This window comes from Mesorhizobium sp. WSM3879, assembly GCF_002294915.1.
Lineage (GTDB): Bacteria > Pseudomonadota > Alphaproteobacteria > Rhizobiales > Rhizobiaceae > Mesorhizobium.
The window spans coordinates 651354-668322 of the sequence record NZ_NSFZ01000001.1; the positions used below are offsets into that span (position 1 = coordinate 651354).

15 protein-coding genes are annotated in these 16969 nt (G+C 63.7%); 2 read left to right on the forward strand and 13 right to left on the reverse strand.

From position 1 onward, the window contains the following. Positions 1-9: 9 nt before the first annotated feature. The 4 genes from CK218_RS03145 to CK218_RS03160 all read right to left on the reverse strand — a co-directional run bounded on the left by CK218_RS03145 (position 10) and on the right by CK218_RS03160 (position 2630). Positions 10-156, reverse strand: coding sequence for a hypothetical protein (locus CK218_RS03145; protein WP_082980768.1), 147 nt, complete (start codon positions 154-156; stop codon positions 10-12). Between the two features lie 57 nt (positions 157-213). Continuing rightward, positions 214-420 carry a hypothetical protein gene (locus CK218_RS03150; RefSeq protein WP_067004099.1) on the reverse strand — a complete coding sequence of 69 codons (207 nt, stop codon included), beginning with the start codon at positions 418-420 and terminating at the stop codon, positions 214-216. Between the two features lie 63 nt (positions 421-483). Further along, a complete protein-coding gene (locus CK218_RS03155; protein ID WP_095826878.1) occupies positions 484-1104 on the reverse strand; it encodes a ribonuclease D in 621 nt (206 codons plus the stop codon). Positions 1105-1244: 140 nt separating this feature from the next. Continuing rightward, positions 1245-2630, reverse strand: coding sequence for a M20/M25/M40 family metallo-hydrolase (locus tag CK218_RS03160; RefSeq protein WP_095826801.1), 1386 nt, complete (start codon positions 2628-2630; stop codon positions 1245-1247). A 435-nt stretch (positions 2631-3065) separates the two neighbouring features. Between CK218_RS03160 and polA the strand changes: the two genes are divergently transcribed. Beyond that, entirely contained in the window at positions 3066-6029 is a 2964-nt protein-coding gene (gene polA / locus CK218_RS03165) for a DNA polymerase I (RefSeq protein ID WP_179294418.1), read from the forward strand. Between the two features lie 46 nt (positions 6030-6075). On the opposite strand, the gene CK218_RS03170 is transcribed toward polA, so the two are convergent. The 8 genes from CK218_RS03170 to CK218_RS03205 all read right to left on the reverse strand — a co-directional run bounded on the left by CK218_RS03170 (position 6076) and on the right by CK218_RS03205 (position 13976). Then, positions 6076-6480 (reverse strand): Fur family transcriptional regulator, encoded by a 405-nt coding sequence (locus tag CK218_RS03170; RefSeq protein WP_095826879.1) that lies wholly within the window; start codon positions 6478-6480, stop codon positions 6076-6078. A 125-nt stretch (positions 6481-6605) separates the two neighbouring features. Beyond that, positions 6606-7655, reverse strand: coding sequence for an L-glyceraldehyde 3-phosphate reductase (gene mgrA, locus CK218_RS03175; RefSeq protein WP_095826803.1), 1050 nt, complete (start codon positions 7653-7655; stop codon positions 6606-6608). 107 nt (positions 7656-7762) lie between these two features. After that, a complete protein-coding gene (locus CK218_RS03180) occupies positions 7763-8905 on the reverse strand; it encodes a Gfo/Idh/MocA family oxidoreductase (RefSeq protein ID WP_095783546.1) in 1143 nt (380 codons plus the stop codon). Between the two features lie 11 nt (positions 8906-8916). Next, positions 8917-9663 (reverse strand): sugar phosphate isomerase/epimerase, encoded by a 747-nt coding sequence (locus CK218_RS03185; RefSeq protein ID WP_095826804.1) that lies wholly within the window; start codon positions 9661-9663, stop codon positions 8917-8919. A gap of 49 nt (positions 9664-9712) precedes the next feature. Further along, positions 9713-10822: an ABC transporter ATP-binding protein gene (locus tag CK218_RS03190; RefSeq protein ID WP_176478014.1), complete on the reverse strand. Its 1110-nt coding sequence runs from the start codon at positions 10820-10822 to the stop codon at positions 9713-9715. After that, positions 10822-11745, reverse strand: a complete 924-nt coding sequence (locus CK218_RS03195; protein ID WP_095783605.1) for a carbohydrate ABC transporter permease — start codon at positions 11743-11745, stop codon at positions 10822-10824. Before CK218_RS03195 ends, CK218_RS03190 begins: the two co-directional genes overlap by 1 nt. A gap of 13 nt (positions 11746-11758) precedes the next feature. Next, positions 11759-12652: a sugar ABC transporter permease gene (locus tag CK218_RS03200; protein WP_067004111.1), complete on the reverse strand. Its 894-nt coding sequence runs from the start codon at positions 12650-12652 to the stop codon at positions 11759-11761. Between the two features lie 85 nt (positions 12653-12737). Further along, a complete protein-coding gene (locus CK218_RS03205) occupies positions 12738-13976 on the reverse strand; it encodes an ABC transporter substrate-binding protein (protein WP_067318935.1) in 1239 nt (412 codons plus the stop codon). Positions 13977-14358: 382 nt separating this feature from the next. On the opposite strand from CK218_RS03205, the gene CK218_RS03210 reads away from it, so the two are divergent. Beyond that, on the forward strand, positions 14359-15402 hold the full coding sequence (locus CK218_RS03210) for a LacI family transcriptional regulator (protein ID WP_067318936.1): 1044 nt from the start codon (positions 14359-14361) through the stop codon (positions 15400-15402). A gap of 117 nt (positions 15403-15519) precedes the next feature. On the opposite strand, the gene gndA is transcribed toward CK218_RS03210, so the two are convergent. Beyond that, entirely contained in the window at positions 15520-16944 is a 1425-nt protein-coding gene (gndA, locus tag CK218_RS03215; RefSeq protein ID WP_095826805.1) for an NADP-dependent phosphogluconate dehydrogenase, read from the reverse strand. Positions 16945-16969 lie beyond the last annotated feature (25 nt).

A 16969-nucleotide genomic window follows, 5' to 3' on the forward strand; every position in this document is an offset into this window, starting at 1 on the left:
GAGGTGAGATCAATTCTGTTGGATCGAAATGCCCTTGTCGTCGATCTTGAGCTCCACGCCCTTCGGCCTGGTCTGCTCGCGGTAGATGTAGATGCCAAGCGCGATGACCACGACGACCAACGCGCCGATGATGAGGTAGAGCATATTCTGTCTCATCTCGCCCCCTTCTTGCTGCCGAGTCTCGCGCCTGCTTCGAGGCCCTGCGGCGGTCGCTCACTGGTCGCTGTCATCATTGGCCGATGCAGGCCGCCAACTGGTCGGCTCGACTTTCTTCTGGGTGTTGCTGTCGGTGTAGACCCACCAGCCGCCGTCGCGATATTGCCCGACGGATTCGTTGACCACGCCGTGCTCGTCGTTCCACAGGATCGTTACCTTCGAGCCGTCCTTCGGCGCGCTCGCTATCGGTTTGCGCTCTGCCATTCATTCCCTCCCATCTCACGCCGACAATGGACCGGCAGGAACGTCGCTCGACGCGCCGGGTCGTCAGCTATGCGCGAAGATATCCTCTTCCGCCCAGCCCATCAGATCGAGCTTGGCGCGCGTCGGCAGGAAGCGGAAGCAGGCTTCGGCCTCCTTGGTGCGACCCTCGCGCGCAAGCCGCGCGGCCAGCACCTCGCGCAGCCGGTGCAGGTAAAGCACGTCGGAGGCGGCATATTCGAGCTGCTCGGGCGACAGTGTTTCCGCCGCCCAGTCCGACGATTGCTGCGCCTTGGAGAGGCCGATACCGAGCAGTTCGTTGCATATATCCTTCAGCCCGTGGCGGTCGGTGTAGGTACGGGTCAGCCGCGAGGCGATCTTGGTGCAGAAAACCGGTTCGGCCATGACGCCGAAAGCGTGATAAAGGACGGCAATGTCGAAACGGCCGTAGTGAAACAGCTTCACCACGGCGTCGTTCCTGAGAAGGCTGACGAGGTTGGGCGCCTCCTTCTGGCCTGGCGCGATCTGGATGACGTCGGCGCTGCCGTCGCCGGGCGAGATCTGAACCACGCAGAGCCGGTCACGATGCGGGTTCAAGCCCAGCGTTTCCGTGTCGATGGCGACCGCACCGACATTGTAGCGGGAAAGGTCTGGCAGATCGTGCTTGTGGAAACGGATGTCGGTCATTCTCTTCTCCGGATCGCGGCCAGCGGCGCACCCGTTTTTGGACGCGAAGGCGCCGCGCATTGCGCTATCACGCCCGTCCTTGCCGCGATCCGGAAAAAAATCAACAGAAAGTTGATTTTCGCGGTCCGCGCGGGTTCACCTCAGCGTGTCAGAGCATCGAGAATGCGCGCCCAGGAACGCTGCCCCTTGTGGAAGGAGGTGAGTTCGTACTTCTCGTTGGGCGAATGGATGCGGTCGTCATCGAGGCCGAAGCCGACCAGCAGCGATTCCATGCCGAGATAGGTCTGGAAATCGCCGACCACGGGGATGGAGCCGCCGCCGCCGGTGGTGACAGCCTGCTTTTCCCATTCGTCGGAGAGCGCATCCTTGGCCTTGGCCAGGAACGGCGAGTCGTAGGAAAGCTGGATCGCCGGCGAGCCGCCATGCGGATGGAATTCGACGGAGCAGTCGCCGGGAATCCGATCGCGCACGAAAGCCTGGAAGGCGGCGCGGATTTTTCTCGGATCCTGCTTGTGGACGAGCCGGAACGACACTTTCGCCGATGCTTCCGCCGCGATCACCGTCTTGAAGCCCTTGCCGGTATAGCCGCCGATGATGCCGTTGAACTCGGCCGTCGGCCGTGCCCAGGTGAGTTCGAGCACGGAGCGGCCCTTTTCGCCGGCGGGAATGGAAAGCCCGACCGGTCCGAGGAAGGTCTCGGCGGTCTCGCCGAGCCCCTCCCAGGATTTCAGCACCTGCGAGGGCGTCTCCTCGACGCCGTCATAGAAGCCCTGGATGGTGACACGGCCGTCTTGATCATGGATGTCGGCGAGGATTTTGGTCAGGATCCGGATCGGATTGGCGGCCGGGCCGCCATAGAGGCCTGAATGCAGGTCGCGGCTGGCTGCCTTGACGGTGACTTCCTCGCCGACCATGCCGCGTAGCGACACGCAGATCGACGGCGTCTCGCGGTTCCACATGCTGGTGTCGCAGACCAGCGCGAAATCCGCTTTCAGCTCGGCGGCGTTGGCCTCGAGAAAGGGCTTGAGCGACGGCGAGCCGGACTCTTCCTCGCCCTCGAACAGGATCGTGACGCGGCACGGCAGATTGCCGTGCACCTGCTTCCAGGCGCGGCAGGCCTCGACGAAGGTCATCAGCTGACCCTTGTCGTCCGCCGAGCCGCGCCCGGCGATCACCTTGCGGCCGGGCTCGACCTCTTTGATCGACGGCGCGAACGGATCCGTTTCCCACAGCTCGATCGGATCGACCGGCTGCACGTCGTAATGGCCGTAGAACAGCACATGCGGCGCGCCGGCCGGTCCTTCGTGATGCGCCACCACCATCGGGTGGCCGGGCGTGTCGCGCACGCTGGCGTCGAAGCCGATCAGCTTGAGCTCGGCCGCCAGCCATTCGGCGCCCTTGCGGCAATCGGCGGCAAAGGCCGGGTCGGTGGAGATCGACTTGATACCGAGCAAGCCGAAAAGCCGCTCCAGGCTCTGGTCGAGGTTCTGGTCGAGACGGTCAAGGACGGGGGAGAGTCTGGACATTTCTTCAGCCTTTCGATTCTGGCCCGACCCTAAAGGGGCGAGCAGAAAACGCAAAGCCGCGATCGTTGGACCACGCGTTCCGGCGTCGGTAACACGCGGGCTGGGAGACAAAAAAGAACCGCCGTGGTGGAGGGGGAACCACGGCGGTCTTTACTCGAAACGTTGCGGCAGCCCGGAGAGGGGGGATAGGCTGCCGCAGTTGCCCGGGATAGGCGGGGGACGGGCCTTACTCCGGACTTCGGCGAAAAATGCCGATGACAGCTATTTGGGTCTGTGAAAATGGCGATTCAAGGGCACGAAGATTACACTTTTGTAACATGCTCGTGAGCGGCTGAATTTGTCCGAGACAGTGTCTGTCAGGGGTGTTGCCGGAACCGGCCGTTTGCGCAGCCTTTGGCATGGACCGCGAAGCTTGGCCGCGCTATCCCTGCCGGCATGAAAAAAGGCGATCATCTCTTTCTTGTCGACGGCTCCGGCTACATTTTCCGCGCCTACCACGCGCTGCCGCCGCTCAACCGCAAATCCGACGGCCTGCCCACCAGCGCCGTGCTCGGCTTCTGCAACATGGTATGGAAGCTGATGCAGGACGCCCGCAACACGAACGTAGGCATCGTGCCGACCCATTTCGCCGTCATCTTCGACTATTCGGCGAAGACCTTCCGCAGCGACCTTTATCCCGAATACAAGGCCAACCGCTCGGCGCCGCCGGAAGACCTGATCCCGCAATTCGGCCTGATCCGCCAGGCGACCGTGGCCTTCAACCTGCCCTGCATCGAGATGGAAGGTTTCGAGGCTGACGACATCATCGCCACCTATTGCCGGCTGGCCTGCGAGGTCGGCGCCGACACCACCATCATCTCCTCCGACAAGGACCTGATGCAATTGGTCGGCCCGACCGTCGGAATGTACGACCCAATGAAGGATCGCCAGATCGGCATTCCCGAAGTGATCGAGAAATGGGGCGTGCCGCCGGAAAAGATGATCGACCTGCAGGCGCTGACCGGCGACTCCGTCGACAACGTGCCCGGTGTGCCCGGCATCGGCCCGAAGACCGCGGCGCAACTTCTGGAGCAGTTCGGAGACCTTGACGGCCTGCTGGCGCGCGCCGGCGAGATCAAGCAGGAAAAGCGGCGCGAATCGATCATCGCCAATGCCGACAAGGCGCGCATCTCGCGCGAGCTGGTGACGTTGAAGAACGACGTGCCGCTCAAGGAGGGGCTGGACGACCTTGTGCTGCATGCCCCGGACGGGCCGAAGCTGATCGGCTTCCTGAAGACGATGGAATTCACCACGCTGACACGTCGCGTGGCGGAAGCGACTGCAACCGAGATCGGCGACGTCCAGGCTTCCAGTGTCACCATCGAGCGCGCCGACACCGCACATGGTCCCGATGTCGGGGCCGGCGCGCCGGCTGCCTCAAGACCGGCGGCGACGCCGAACGGCGCCGCGAAGCCTGCAGCACCGGTCAGGCCCGAGGATGCCCCACCCCAGGGCGATACGCCTTCCCTGCTCTCGGCGCTGCGGCTGGAGCAGGCGACGGCGCGCAAGATCGATCCCTCGGCCTATGTCGCCATTCGCGATATGGCCGCGCTGAAGGCCTGGATCGCCGAAGCGAGGGAAGCCGGCATCCTTGCCTTCGACGCCGAGACCTCTTCGTCCGACCCGATGCAGGCCGACTTGATCGGCCTGTCCATAGCGATCGCGCCGGGCCGCGCCGCCTACGTGCCGCTCGCCCACACGAGCGGCAATGGCGACCTGCTTGGCGGCGGCATGCTGGCGGACCAGCTCCCGGTCCGCGACGCGCTGGGCTTGCTCAAGCCCCTGCTCGGGGACCGGTCGGTCCTGAAGATCGTCCAGGACATGAAATACGACATCGTCGTGATGAGCCGGCATGGTATCGAGGTCGGCCCGTTCGACGACACGATGCTGATCTCCTACGTGCTCGACGCCGGCACATCCGGCGGGCACGACCTCGCCTCGCTGTCGGAGAAGTGGCTCGGCCATGCGCCGGGCACGAAGAGGGAGCTTGCCGGCTCGGGCAAGAGCGCGGTCGGCTTCGACCAGGTCGACATCGAGCGGGCGACCGCCTATGCCGGCGAGCAGGCCGATCTGGCGCTGCGGCTGTGGCAATTGCTGAAGCCGCGGCTCGCCGCCAAGGGTCTCGTCTCCGTCTATGAAAGGCTGGAGCGGCCGCTTGTGCCCGTGCTCGCCCGCATGGAGCAGCGCGGCATTTCGGTCGATCGCCAGATTCTCTCCAGGCTCTCGGGTGAGCTGGCGCAAGGCGCCGCCCGCGCCGAGGAAGAAATCTATGGGATCGTCGGCGAGCGCATCAACATCGGCTCGCCGAAGCAGCTCGGCGATATATTGTTCGGCAAGATGGGCCTCCCGGGCGGCTCCAAGACCAAGACCGGCCAGTGGTCGACCTCGGCGCAGCTGCTGGAAGATCTCGCCGCCGAAGGCCACGAGCTGCCGCGCAAGATCGTCGACTGGCGCCAGCTCACCAAGCTGAAATCGACCTATACAGACGCCTTGCCCGGCTTCATCAATCCCGGGACGAACCGCGTCCACACTTCCTATGCCCTGGCCGCGACGACAACCGGTCGTCTATCATCGTCCGATCCCAACCTGCAGAACATCCCGGTGCGCACCGCCGAAGGCCGCAAGATCAGGACCGCCTTCATCGCCGAAAAGGGGCACAAGCTGGTCTCGGCCGACTACAGCCAGGTTGAATTGCGCGTGCTGGCCCATGTCGCCGAAATCCCGCAGCTCAAGCAGGCTTTTGCGGACGGCGCCGACATCCACGCCATCACCGCGTCCGAAATGTTCAACGTGCCGGTAGAAGGCATGCCTTCGGAAGTGCGGCGGCGTGCCAAGGCGATCAATTTCGGCATCATCTACGGCATCTCGGCCTTCGGTCTGGCGAACCAGCTGTCGATCCCGCGCGAGGAGGCGAGCGCCTACATCAAGCGCTATTTCGAGCGCTTCCCGGGCATCCGCGACTATATCGAGGAAACCAAGGCCTATGCGCGCGAATACGGCTTCGTCGAAACGATCTTCGGCCGCCGCATCCACTATCCGGAGATAAGGTCCTCCAACCCGTCGGTTCGCGCCTTCAACGAGCGCGCTTCGATCAATGCGAGGCTCCAGGGCACTGCGGCCGACATCATCCGCCGCGCCATGGTGCACATGGAAGAGGCGCTGGAGAAGGCGAAGCTGTCGGCCCGCATGCTCTTGCAGGTGCATGACGAGCTTATCTTCGAGACGGTGGAAGCAGAAGTCGAAGCGACAATTCCCGTGGTGCGCCGCGTGATGGAGAACGCGCCGATGCCGGCGGTCTCGATGTCGGTGCCGCTGCATGTCGATGCGCGGGCCGCCGACAACTGGGACGAGGCGCACTGATACCTTCGCCATCCTCGGGCTTGACCCGAGGATGACGACTCGAGGGCTAAGCCGCCTCAGCTCTACACTTCGCGCAAACCCCGCGAAACTCGATCACCGCCTTCTTGGCGGCGAAGCCGGTCGAGCGCACCCATTCGTCCAGCCGGTGGTCGACATCATGGTCGGACATTTCGGTTACCTGGCCGCAGCTGTCGCAGATGGCGAATGCGGTCATCGAATGACTGTGGTCGTGCGGCTCGGCGCAGGCGACGAAGGAGTTCAAGCTTTCGAGCCGGTGCACGAAGCCCGACTTCACCAGCGTGTCCAGCGCGCGGTAGACCTGCAGCGGCGCCCGGAACCCGCGCTCGCGCAGTTGGTCGAGCAGCATATAAGCGCTCAGCGGCCCGCTGGCGGCTTCGAGCTTCTCAAGCACCCACAGCTGGTTCTTGGTCAGCGCATCCCTTGCCGTCATCTTGTCTCCGGTCGTCGCGTCGTTTCGCGTGCCGACTGCGCACGCGAACGGCCTTTGGTCCATGAGATAGCGACGAACGCGCATCTTTGCCACTGTTTCCGCAGCTGGCGGCCCGGCGCGGGCCACTACTTGCGTGGCGGACGCCCCTTGCGCTCGGCGGAGGCCGCCCAAAGATTGATGTCGGCCTCGCGCGCATAGGTGTCGATCTCGGCAAGCTCGGCGTCGCTGAAGTCGAGCGCCTTGAGAGCGCCGACGCAATCCTCGACCTGTTCCGGCCGGCTGGCGCCGATCAGCGCCGTCGTCACGCGTCCTTTGCGCAGCACCCAGGCCAGCGCCATCTGCGCCAGCGTCTGGCCGCGCCGGCTAGCGATGGCGTTCAATGCCTTGATGTTGGTGACCGACTTATCGTTGATGAAGGCCGGACGCAGCGACTTGCCCTGGGATGCGCGGCTGCCTTCCGGGATGCCGCCGAGATATTTATCGGTCAACATGCCCTGCGCCAGCGGCGAGAACACGATCGAGCCGATGCCGAGCCCTTCCAGCGTATCGAGCAGCCCGTCTTCCTCGACCCAGCGGTTGAGCATGGAATAGCTCGGCTGGTGGATCAGGCAGGGCGTGCCGAGCCGCCGCAGGATGTCGGCCGCCTCGCGGGTGCGCTGCGAATTGTAGGAGGAGATGCCGGCATAGAGCGCCTTGCCCGAGCGCACCGCATGGTCGAGCGCGCTCATCGTTTCTTCCAGCGGCGTCTCGGGATCGAAACGGTGGGAATAGAAGATATCGACATAATCGAGCCCCATCCGCTTGAGGCTCTGGTCGAGGCTCGCGAGCACATATTTGCGGCTGCCCCATTCGCCGTAGGGGCCGGCCCACATCTCGTAGCCGGCCTTGGTCGAGATGATCAGCTCGTCACGATAGGCGGCGAAATCGGTGCGCAGGATCTCGCCAAAGGCGGTCTCGGCCGAGCCGGGCGGCGGGCCGTAATTGTTGGCGAGATCGAAATGCGTAATGCCGAGGTCGAAGGCCTTGCGCACGATCGCCTGCTTGGTCCTGTGCGGCGTGTCATTGCCGAAATTGTGCCACAGCCCGAGCGAGATGGCCGGCAGCTTGAGGCCGGACCGTCCGCAGCGGTTGTAGATCATCTTCTCGTAGCGATTCTCGGCGGCGACATAGGGCATAGGGAATCCTTGGGAGAGGCGGCCGGGATCGCCGCTAGGTGACTTGAATCGATGCTCGCCCCGCACCTTTACCCTCTCCCCGCCGAAACGGGGAGAGGGGTTGCCACCTACTTTTTCTTCGCCAGCAGCGCCTTCGCTTCCTTGATGCCGAGCGCCGCCGGCCGCTCGCATGTCGTCTGCATGGCGACGAACTTGCCGCTTTCGCCGGAGCGCAGGACGCCGGTCATGACATCGACGGCATGCAGCGCAAGCTCCATCGAGCAGCGGTGCGGCCGCCCTTCGCCGATCGCGATCGCCATGTCGGCAAGACCTGCCGTGCGGTAGTTGGCCATCATGCCTTGGCTGTGCATCTCATTGGGCACGCCGAACGGATGATCCCACTTGGGAAGCTTCTTCACCGGCTTGGTCGCATCGGTGAAGCGGACTTCGCCGCCGAAGAAATTCGGGTCCGGCACAAAGACGGTGCCCGCCTCGCCGTAGAGCTCCATCGGCGCATGGCCGTGGCTCCACACGTCCCACGAGGTGTTGAGTGTCACCACCGCGCCATTCGCGAATTCCAGCAGCGCATGGATGGTGGTCGGCGTGTTGACCGGGATTTTTTCGCCCGCGCGCGGTTTGGAGCTGATGGTGCGCTCCTTGGCCGGCGTCGCCGCGAAAGCCGCGACCTGCTTCACCGGCCCGATCAGCTGGATCAGGTTGGTGACATAGTACGGGCCGATGTCGAGCACCGGACCGGCGCCCGGCTGGAAGAAGAAGTCGGGATTGGGGTGCCAGTGTTCCATGCCATGGCCCATCACATGGCAGGTGCCGCTGGTGATCTTGCCAAGCTTGCCGCTGTCGATCAGATCGCGGGCCAGCTGATGCGCGCCGCCGAAAAACGTGTCGGGAGCCGAGCCGATGCGAAGCCCCTTCTTCTCCGCCCGCTTCTTGAGATCCAGTCCTTCCTTGACCGACAGCACGAAGGGCTTTTCCGAATAGACGTGCTTGCCAGCGTCGAGCACCGCCTTCGACACGTCATAGTGCACGGCCGGAATGGTGAGATTAACGACGATATCGATGTCGTCATCTTTGAGAAGGTCGTTGACCGTCTCGGCGCGAAGCTTGAACTCCTTCGCCCGCATCTTCGCCGCGTCCATGTTGATGTCCGCGCAGGCGCGCATCTCGATGCCGCGGAAGAGCGGCGCCAGCGAGAAATACGCCTTCGAGATGTTGCCGCAGCCGACGACGCCTACGCCAAGTTTGTTTGCCATGATGGTATGTCCTAGTAATTCTTGACGGATTGGATCGAGCGACGGGCGAAGCGCTCGATGTCGTTGGGGTTGTCCTGCTCCATGACGAAGTACTTCGTCGCGCTTTTCGCGCGCAACGCCTTGATCAGGCCGGCCCAGTCGATGGTGCCGTGGCCGACATCCGACCAGCCGTCCTCGTCCAGCCCCTCCCCCGGCTTCGCCATATCCTTGACGTGGACGGCACTGATGCGCTTGCCGTGCTTTTCGATCCAGGGCAGCGGATCGGCGCCGCCGCGCACCACCCAGGCGACGTCCATCTCCCAGCCGATGTCGGGCGCGGCGGACAGGATGTGCTCCTGCGGCAGCGAGCCGTCGACGAGCGGCTTGAACTCGAAATCATGGTTGTGCCAGGCAAAGCCGTAGCCGGCCTTCTTCGCGGTGTCGCCCACCTTGGCAAGCCGCTCGCCGAAGCCGCGCCAGCCGGCGCCATCGCCCGGCCGCGCATCGGGCATGAGGTAGGGGCAGATGAGCAGCGAGATGCCGAGCACATCGGCAATCCTGCGCACGCCGTCGAAATCCTTCTCCAGCGCATCGATCGAGAAATGCCCGGTCGGCATGGCGAGCCCGTTCTTGTCGAGCTCGGCGCGGAAAGCCTTGGGATCGTCATAGACGCCGCCGAAACCTTCGACTTCTTTGTAGCCCAGTTCGCCGAGCATTTTCAGCACGCCGTCCCATGGCTGGAAGTTGCGGGCACTGTAAAGTTGGAATGACCAGTTCATCTGTCTGTCCGTTCTGTTTGATGGTTCCGGGAGGTTGTGGTCTGGGAGGTTAAAGGCGACTGTCGGTCTCGGCGTCGAACAGCGAGGCGCGCGCCGGATCGAAGCCGATGCGGATCGCGTCGCCGCTGCGCAGCGTCTTGTCGGCTTCGACGCGGAAGGAGAGGATCTGGCCGCCGAGCTTCGTCCACACCAGCGTGTCGGAGCCCATCGGATCGACAATCTCGACAGTTGACTCGGCGGTGAACGGCATGGCCCTCGCCGCTTCGCCAAAAGCGATATGCTCCGGTCGGATGCCGAACACGCAGGGCTTGGCGGCGCGCCCGCCTTCGTTGTCGAACTGATAACGGCCGAGCGGCACCGAAACACCGTCGGCCTTGAACACCGGCGCGTCGCTTGCTTCCAGGTGCCCCTTGATAAAATTCATCGCCGGCGAGCCGAGGAAGCCGGCGACGAAGCGGTTGACCGGGCGATTGTAGATCGTCTGGGGCGCATCGAGCTGCTGGATGACGCCGCCCTTCATCACCGCGATACGGTCGGCCAGCGTCATCGCCTCGATCTGGTCGTGGGTGACGTAGATCATCGTGTTCTGCAGCCTGCGGTGCAAAAGCTTGATCTCGACGCGCAATTCCGACCGCAGCTTGGCGTCGAGGTTGGAGAGCGGCTCGTCGAACAGGAAGACGTCGACGTCGCGCACCAGTGCCCGCCCGATCGCCACGCGCTGCCGCTGGCCTCCGGAAAGCGCCGACGGCTTCCTCTGCAACAGCGGCTCGATCTGCAGGATCTCCGCCGCGCGCGCGATGCGTTTGGCGATCTCGTCCTTGGGCACGCCGGCGACGCGCAGGCCGAAGGAAAGGTTCTTCTCCACCGTCATCTGCGGGTAGAGGGCGTAGGACTGGAACACCATGCCGATGCCGCGATCCTTCGGCTCCTCCCAGGTGACATTCTTGCCCTTGATGAAGATGCGGCCCTCGGAGATGTCGAGCAGGCCGGCGATGCAGTTCAGCAAGGTCGACTTGCCGCAGCCGGATGGCCCGAGCAGCACGATGAACTCGCCCTCGGCTACGTCGAGATTGAGCGTCTTCAGCACCGACATGACGCCGAAATTCAGCGACAGGTCCTGGATCGAAACGCTGGGATTGGCGATCGCTGCTGCCATCATCATCCTTTCACCGCGCCGGCGGCGATGCCGCGCACGAAGAGCTTGCCGGAAACGAAGTAGACGATGAGCGGCACAAGGCCGGTCAGGATGGTTGCGGCCATGTTGACGTTGTACTCCTTCACGCCCTGTACCGAGTTGACGATGTTGTTGAGCTGCACCGTCATCGGATAGGTGTCGGGGCGGGTGTAGACGACGCCGAACAGGAAGTCGTTCCAGATGCCTGTCACCTGCAGGATGATGGCGACGACGAAGATCGGCAGCGACATCGGCAGCATGATGCGTAGATAGATGCCCCAGAAACCGGCGCCGTCGACGCGCGCGGCGCGGAACAGTTCCTCCGGCATGGACGTGAAATAGTTGCGGAACAGGAGCGTCAGGATTGGCATGCCGAAGATCGAATGCACGATCACCAGGCCGGTCAGCGTGCCGTAGATGCCGATCTCGCGCAGGATGATGACGATCGGGTAGATCATCACCTGATAGGGAATGAAGGCGCCGACGATCAGGATGATGAAGAAGGTGTCGGCGCCCTTGAAGCGCCAGTTGGCCAAGGCATAGCCGTTGACCGACGCGATCGCGATCGACAGCAGAACCGACGGCACGGTGATGCGCACCGAGTTCCAGAAGCCGCGCGACAGCCCGTCGCAATTGAGCCCGGTGCAGGCCTGCGACCACGCCTTGACCCACGGCTCGAAGGTGATCTCCAGCGGCGGCGAGAAGATGTTGCCGAGGCGGATTTCCGGCATGCCCTTCAGCGATGTGACGATCATCACGTAGAGCGGCAGCAGGTAATAGAGCGCCACGACGATCAGCGTGCCGTAGAGGAAGATGTTGCGGCGCGATAGCGCGTGCCGCGGCTTCGTTCCGCTCGGCCCCGATGCATCGCGCGACGAGGCTTCGCGCCGAAGAGCGTCACTGGACATGGAGGCAGCAGCTTCAGCCATGCTTCTTGCCTCCGAATTCGAGGTAGGCCCATGGCACGATGACGATCACCACCGAGAGCAGCATCATGGTCGAGGCGGCAAAACCCTGGCCGAGATTCTGGGCGAAGAACATGTAGTCGTAGACGTATTTCGCCGGCACTTCGGAAGCGATGCCCGGACCGCCGCTGGTCTGCGCCACCACAAGGTCGTAGACCTTGACGATGCCGGCGGCGATGATCACCAAGGTGGTGATAAAGACCGGCCGCATCATCGGGATGATGATGAAGAGATAGGTCTTCCACATCGGTATGCCGTCAACCCGTGCGGCCTTCCAGATGTCCTCGTCGATGCCGCGCAGGCCGGCGAGCATCAGGCACATGATCAGTCCCGTGCCTTGCCAGAGCGCCGCGATCGAAATGCCGTAGATGACGATGCTGGAATTGTAGAGCGGATCGAAGCTGAAGCTCGTCCAGCCGAGGTCGCGCACGACGCGCTGGATGCCGAAATCGGGATTGAGCAGCCACTGCCAGACCAGCCCGGTGACGATGAAAGAAAGTGCGAAAGGATAGAGGAAGATCGTGCGAAACGTGTCCTCGAAGCGGATCTTCTGATCGAGCAATGCCGCGAGGATGAAGCCGATCACCAGCGAGAACAACAGCGAGATCACGCCGTAGATCAAAAGGTTCTCGATCGACACCAGCCAGCGCGGCGTCGCCCATAGCCGGTAATATTGGTCGAGGCCGACGAAGTTCAGCCGCGGCAAGAGCTTCGAATTGGTGAAGGAATAGAGCACCGTCCAGGCCGTGCCGCCGACGAAGACGACCAGCGCGGTCAGGATCATCGGGATCGATGCGACCTTGGCGTTGAGGTTGCGTAAAAGCTGGTTGGGGCGTTCGCTGTTGCTCATCTCGGCAGCCGGGCTGGGACAATGAGGACATCACGCTCCCGACCCCGGATAGGCGGGGGCCGGGAGCTGGCGGGGGCGCCGTTGATCAGTCGGCCGACGCGATGATGTCGGCGAAGCGCTTCTGCGCCTCTTCGAGCGTCATGTCGGGCTTGGCGAAGAATTCGGAGAACAGATCCTCCTTCTGCTTCTGGCTGTCCTGCGACAAGAGCTGGTCGGTCCACGGGATCACCGCGCCTTTGGCGAGGATGGCGAGGCCCTTCTTCATGCAGTCGTTCGCCGTGTTGAGGTCGACGTCGCCGCGCACCGGAAGCGAGCCCTTCTTGAGATTGAAGGCGACCTGGGTCTTCGGGTCGAGCAGCGTCTCGGCCAGAACTTCCTGAGCCTTGGCCTTGTCGGCATCCTTGAGCAGCGGGAAGTAGAACGCGTCGCCGCCCGTGGCGATGACCTCGTTCAGGCCGAGACCGGGCAGGCAGGTGTAGTCTTTGCCGGCGGTCTTGCCGGCGACCTGGAACTCGCCCTGCGCCCAGTCGCCCATGATCTGGCCGCCGGCCTTGCCGGTGATGACCAGATTGGTCGCCTGGTTCCAGTCCTGCACATTGGTGTTCTTGGCCATCTTACGGGCGTCGTCGGCGGCCTTGAACACCTTGGCGATCTCGGGACCGCCTGCGAATTTGGCGTCCTTGTCCCTGTAGACCTTGAGGAAGGCGTCGGTGCCGCCGACGGCGGCAAGCAGCACGTCGAAGGCGCCGGACGCCTGCCAGGGCTGCCCGCCGACGGCGAGCGGGATGATGCCGGCTTTTTCCAGCGCCGGCGCAGCCGCCACGAATTCATTCCAGTCCTTCGGCATTGGCACGCCGGCCTTCTGGAAGGCTTCGTTCGACAGCCACAGCCACTGCCAGGAATGGATGTTGACCGGCACGCAATAGATCTTGCCGCCGATGGTGCACGAGTCGAGCAGGCTCTTCGGCCGCACGATTTCCGTCCACTTTTCCTTGGTGGCGAGATCGGTGAGGTCGCGCATCAGCCCGGCCTGGACGAGCTCCTCCGCCTGCCGGCCGTGGTTGAACTGGGTGGCGCCCATCGGATCGCCGCCGGTGATGCGGCTGATCATGATCGGCCGCGCCGTGCCGCCGGAACCGGCGATGGCGCCGTCGACCCAGTGATTGCCGGTCGCGTCGAACGCCTTGGCCAGTTCGGCCACTGCCGCCGCCTCGCCGCCCGAAGTCCACCAATGGGTGACTTCGAGATCGGTCGCGGCCGCCGGTCCGGCGAAGTTCAGCGCGGCCGTCGCGGCGAACGCGGCGGTCAGGAATTTGTATCGCATTTCGGTTCCTCCCAGAATCTGAAACGTTACAGATTTTCGATACGGCAAATGCCCAATATAGGCAACCCCTCGAATGGGACGGCATGAGATTTCTTCGAGGCGTGAACAAAATCCTCTCCAAAGGGCCTGTCGGGGAGTCGCTGGTGCGGCCAATCGATACAAAAAGCAGAGCTAAATCGAGATTTGTTTATGATTTCAGCAGCTTTCAGCCCACCCCTGTGGCGCTGACCACAACGAGTGCGACCTGCCCGATGATCACGGGCGTTGGCAATCTGTAACGTTTCAGTATATTGCACCGTGTCACGGGCTGAAGGCCGCGCAAATGGATGGGCGCGATTGCCGGCCGGCTTCGCGGCTGCTATGCGCCTGATGGGCGGGACGAATGGACAGACGAGCAACCGAGAAGGACGACGACACGTCGGCTAAGGGACGGCCGACGCTGAAGACGCTTGCCTTCATGACCGGGCTCGGCGTCACCACCGTCTCGCGCGCGCTGAAGGACGCGCCTGAGATCGGCGCCGAGACCAGGCGGCGCGTGCAGCTCGTCGCCAAGCAGATCGGCTATCGCCCGAACCGCGCCGGCGTGAGGCTGAGGACCGGCAAGACCAACGTTATCAGCCTGGTGCTCAACACCGAGCACGAGCTGATGAGCTTCGTCTCGGACATCATCTACGGCGTCACCGAGGTGATCGCCGACACGCCCTATCACCTGATCGTCACGCCCTATTCGCGCTCGCAGGACCCGCTGGATCCGGTCCGCTATCTGGTGGAGACGGGCTCGGCCGACGGCGTCATCATTTCACGCACGCAGCCCAACGACCCGCGCGCCCGCTATATGCTGGAACGCGGCATCCCATTTGCCACGCATGGCCGCACCGACATGGGGCTGGTGCATCCCTATCACGACTTCGACAACTATGCTTTCGCCGGCGAGGCGGTCCGCCATCTCGCCGGCATGGGCCGGCGCCGGCTGGCTCTGGTGACGCCGCCGGTCGGCCTCACCTATTACGACCACACGGTGAACGGTTTTGCCGATGCGCTGAGCGAGGTCGGCGCCAGCGAGGTGCCGTTCAACACCGTCTCCATCGACCACACGATCGAGCAGATCAGGATGCGAACCGCGCAGCTCATGCGCCGCGAGAGCCGTCCGGACGGCATCGTCAGCAGCGCCGCCGCCGCTACGCTCGCCGTTGTTGCAGGCATCGAGGACGCCGGCTTGAAACTCGGCCGCGATGTCGACGTGGTGTCGAAACAGTCCTCGGAACTGCTGCATTTGTTCCGGCGCGAACTGCTGGTCGTGAACGAGAATTTCCGGCTCGCCGGCTCCGAGCTTGCCCGCGCCGTGCTCGGCTGGATCGGCGGCAAGGAACCTGGCTCGCTGCAATCGCTGAGCAAACCGAGCGAGGTCCTGCCCTATCGGGGTTGAACTGGCGCGACTTGAGAGTCAGGTCAGGCTGAGTTGGCGGCTTCAGAGAACCGGAAGCGTGCTTGAGTAGCACCGAGAGCGCAGGAAGCCGCCTTTGCACCCTGGCATAACCTGACTCTAGGCGGCGCCGCTTCCCCACGGCCCATGGAACGCCCCCTCCTCGCCGATGCGCTCGAAACCGTGCGCGCCGAAGAAATCGCGCTGCGCCTGGATCAGGTTCGACGTGCCGCGGCCCTGGCGATAGCTGTCGAAATAGGCGAGCGCCGAGGACAGCGCCGGCACCGGTGAGCCGGCCTCGGAGGCCCGCGCCACGATGCGCCTGAGCGACGGATGCGCCTCCTTCATCATGGCGATGAAGGCCGGCGCCATCAGGAGATTGGTCGAGGCGCCGCCTGAGCCGAAGGCCTCCGCAATCGTGTCCAGCATCTGCGAGCGGATGATGCACCCGGCACGCCATATCTTGGCGATGGTCGGCATCGGCAGGTTCCAGTTGAATTCCTTTGAGGCGCCGCTCATCACAGCAAAACCTTGCGCGTAAGCCGCGATCTTGCCGGCAAACAGCGCCAGCTCGAGATCCTTCAGCAGCGCCGCCTTGTCGCCGGAAATCTTCTCGACGCCGATATTGCCGTAGGCCTTTTCCGCCGCCTGCCGTTCGTCCTTGATCGACGACAGCACGCGCGCCGCTACGGCAGCCTCGATGGCCGTCGCCGGAATGCCGAGCTGCTGCGCTTCGATGACCGACCATTTGCCGGTGCCCTTCTGGCCGGCGCGGTCGAGGATGACGTCGACCACCGGCTTGCCGGTCTTGGGATCGTCGGCTGCGAGAACCTTGGCGGTGATCTCGATCAGGTAGGAGTTGAGCCGACCCTGGTTCCAGCCGTCGAAGACCTTGCCGATCTCCTTCGGCCCCATGCCTAAGCCGTCGCGAAGGATGCCGTAGATCTCGGCGATCATCTGCATATCGGCATATTCGATGCCGTTGTGGATGGTTTTGACGAAATGGCCGGCGCCGTCGGTGCCGAGCCAGGCGGCGCAAGGCTCGTCCTTGAACTGGGCGGAGATCGCCATCAGCACTTTCTCGACACGCTTCCAGGAGTCTTCCGTGCCCCCAACCATGATCGACGGCCCGTGGCGCGCGCCCTCCTCGCCGCCCGACACGCCCATGCCGATAAACGTCAGGCCGGAGCCCGACAGCTCGGAGAAGCGCCGCATCGTGTCGCGGAAATTGGCATTGCCGGCATCGATGACGATGTCGTTGTCGGAGAGCACGCCGCGCAGCGCCGCGATCTGCTCGTCGACCGGCTTGCCGGCCAGCACCATGATGATGATCGGCCGAGGCGGCCGGATCGCTGCGGCGAGTTCCTCCAGGCTGTAGCAGGGCACAACCATGTCCTTCAGCGGACCGGCGTTTTCGACGAAGGCGCCGGTGCGCGACGGCGTGCGGTTGAAGACGGCGATGCGGTGCCCGTGCTCGGCGATGTTGAGCGCCAGGTTGGAGCCCATCGTGCCAAGGCCGATCAGGCCGATTTCGGCTTTTTCCATCGTTTCTTCCCTGCTTTCGAACTTT

What these genes read in the sequence shown, in the direction of transcription:
- CK218_RS03170 (WP_095826879.1), bottom strand. Translation starts at nt 6,480, where the DNA reads ATGACGGCAAGGGATGCGCTGACCAAGAACCAGCTGTGGGTGCTTGAG.
- CK218_RS03145 (WP_082980768.1), bottom strand. Translation starts at nt 156, where the DNA reads ATGAGACAGAATATGCTCTACCTCATCATCGGCGCGTTGGTCGTCGTG.
- polA (WP_179294418.1), top strand. Translation starts at nt 3,066, where the DNA reads ATGAAAAAAGGCGATCATCTCTTTCTTGTCGACGGCTCCGGCTACATT.
- CK218_RS03190 (WP_176478014.1), bottom strand. Translation starts at nt 10,822, where the DNA reads ATGATGGCAGCAGCGATCGCCAATCCCAGCGTTTCGATCCAGGACCTG.
- CK218_RS03185 (WP_095826804.1), bottom strand. Translation starts at nt 9,663, where the DNA reads ATGAACTGGTCATTCCAACTTTACAGTGCCCGCAACTTCCAGCCATGG.
- CK218_RS03200 (WP_067004111.1), bottom strand. Translation starts at nt 12,652, where the DNA reads ATGAGCAACAGCGAACGCCCCAACCAGCTTTTACGCAACCTCAACGCC.
- mgrA (WP_095826803.1), bottom strand. Translation starts at nt 7,655, where the DNA reads ATGCCCTATGTCGCCGCCGAGAATCGCTACGAGAAGATGATCTACAAC.
- CK218_RS03160 (WP_095826801.1), bottom strand. Translation starts at nt 2,630, where the DNA reads ATGTCCAGACTCTCCCCCGTCCTTGACCGTCTCGACCAGAACCTCGAC.
- CK218_RS03205 (WP_067318935.1), bottom strand. Translation starts at nt 13,976, where the DNA reads ATGCGATACAAATTCCTGACCGCCGCGTTCGCCGCGACGGCCGCGCTG.
- gndA (WP_095826805.1), bottom strand. Translation starts at nt 16,944, where the DNA reads ATGGAAAAAGCCGAAATCGGCCTGATCGGCCTTGGCACGATGGGCTCC.
- CK218_RS03155 (WP_095826878.1), bottom strand. Translation starts at nt 1,104, where the DNA reads ATGACCGACATCCGTTTCCACAAGCACGATCTGCCAGACCTTTCCCGC.
- CK218_RS03210 (WP_067318936.1), top strand. Translation starts at nt 14,359, where the DNA reads ATGGACAGACGAGCAACCGAGAAGGACGACGACACGTCGGCTAAGGGA.
- CK218_RS03150 (WP_067004099.1), bottom strand. Translation starts at nt 420, where the DNA reads ATGGCAGAGCGCAAACCGATAGCGAGCGCGCCGAAGGACGGCTCGAAG.
- CK218_RS03195 (WP_095783605.1), bottom strand. Translation starts at nt 11,745, where the DNA reads ATGTCCAGTGACGCTCTTCGGCGCGAAGCCTCGTCGCGCGATGCATCG.
- CK218_RS03180 (WP_095783546.1), bottom strand. Translation starts at nt 8,905, where the DNA reads ATGGCAAACAAACTTGGCGTAGGCGTCGTCGGCTGCGGCAACATCTCG.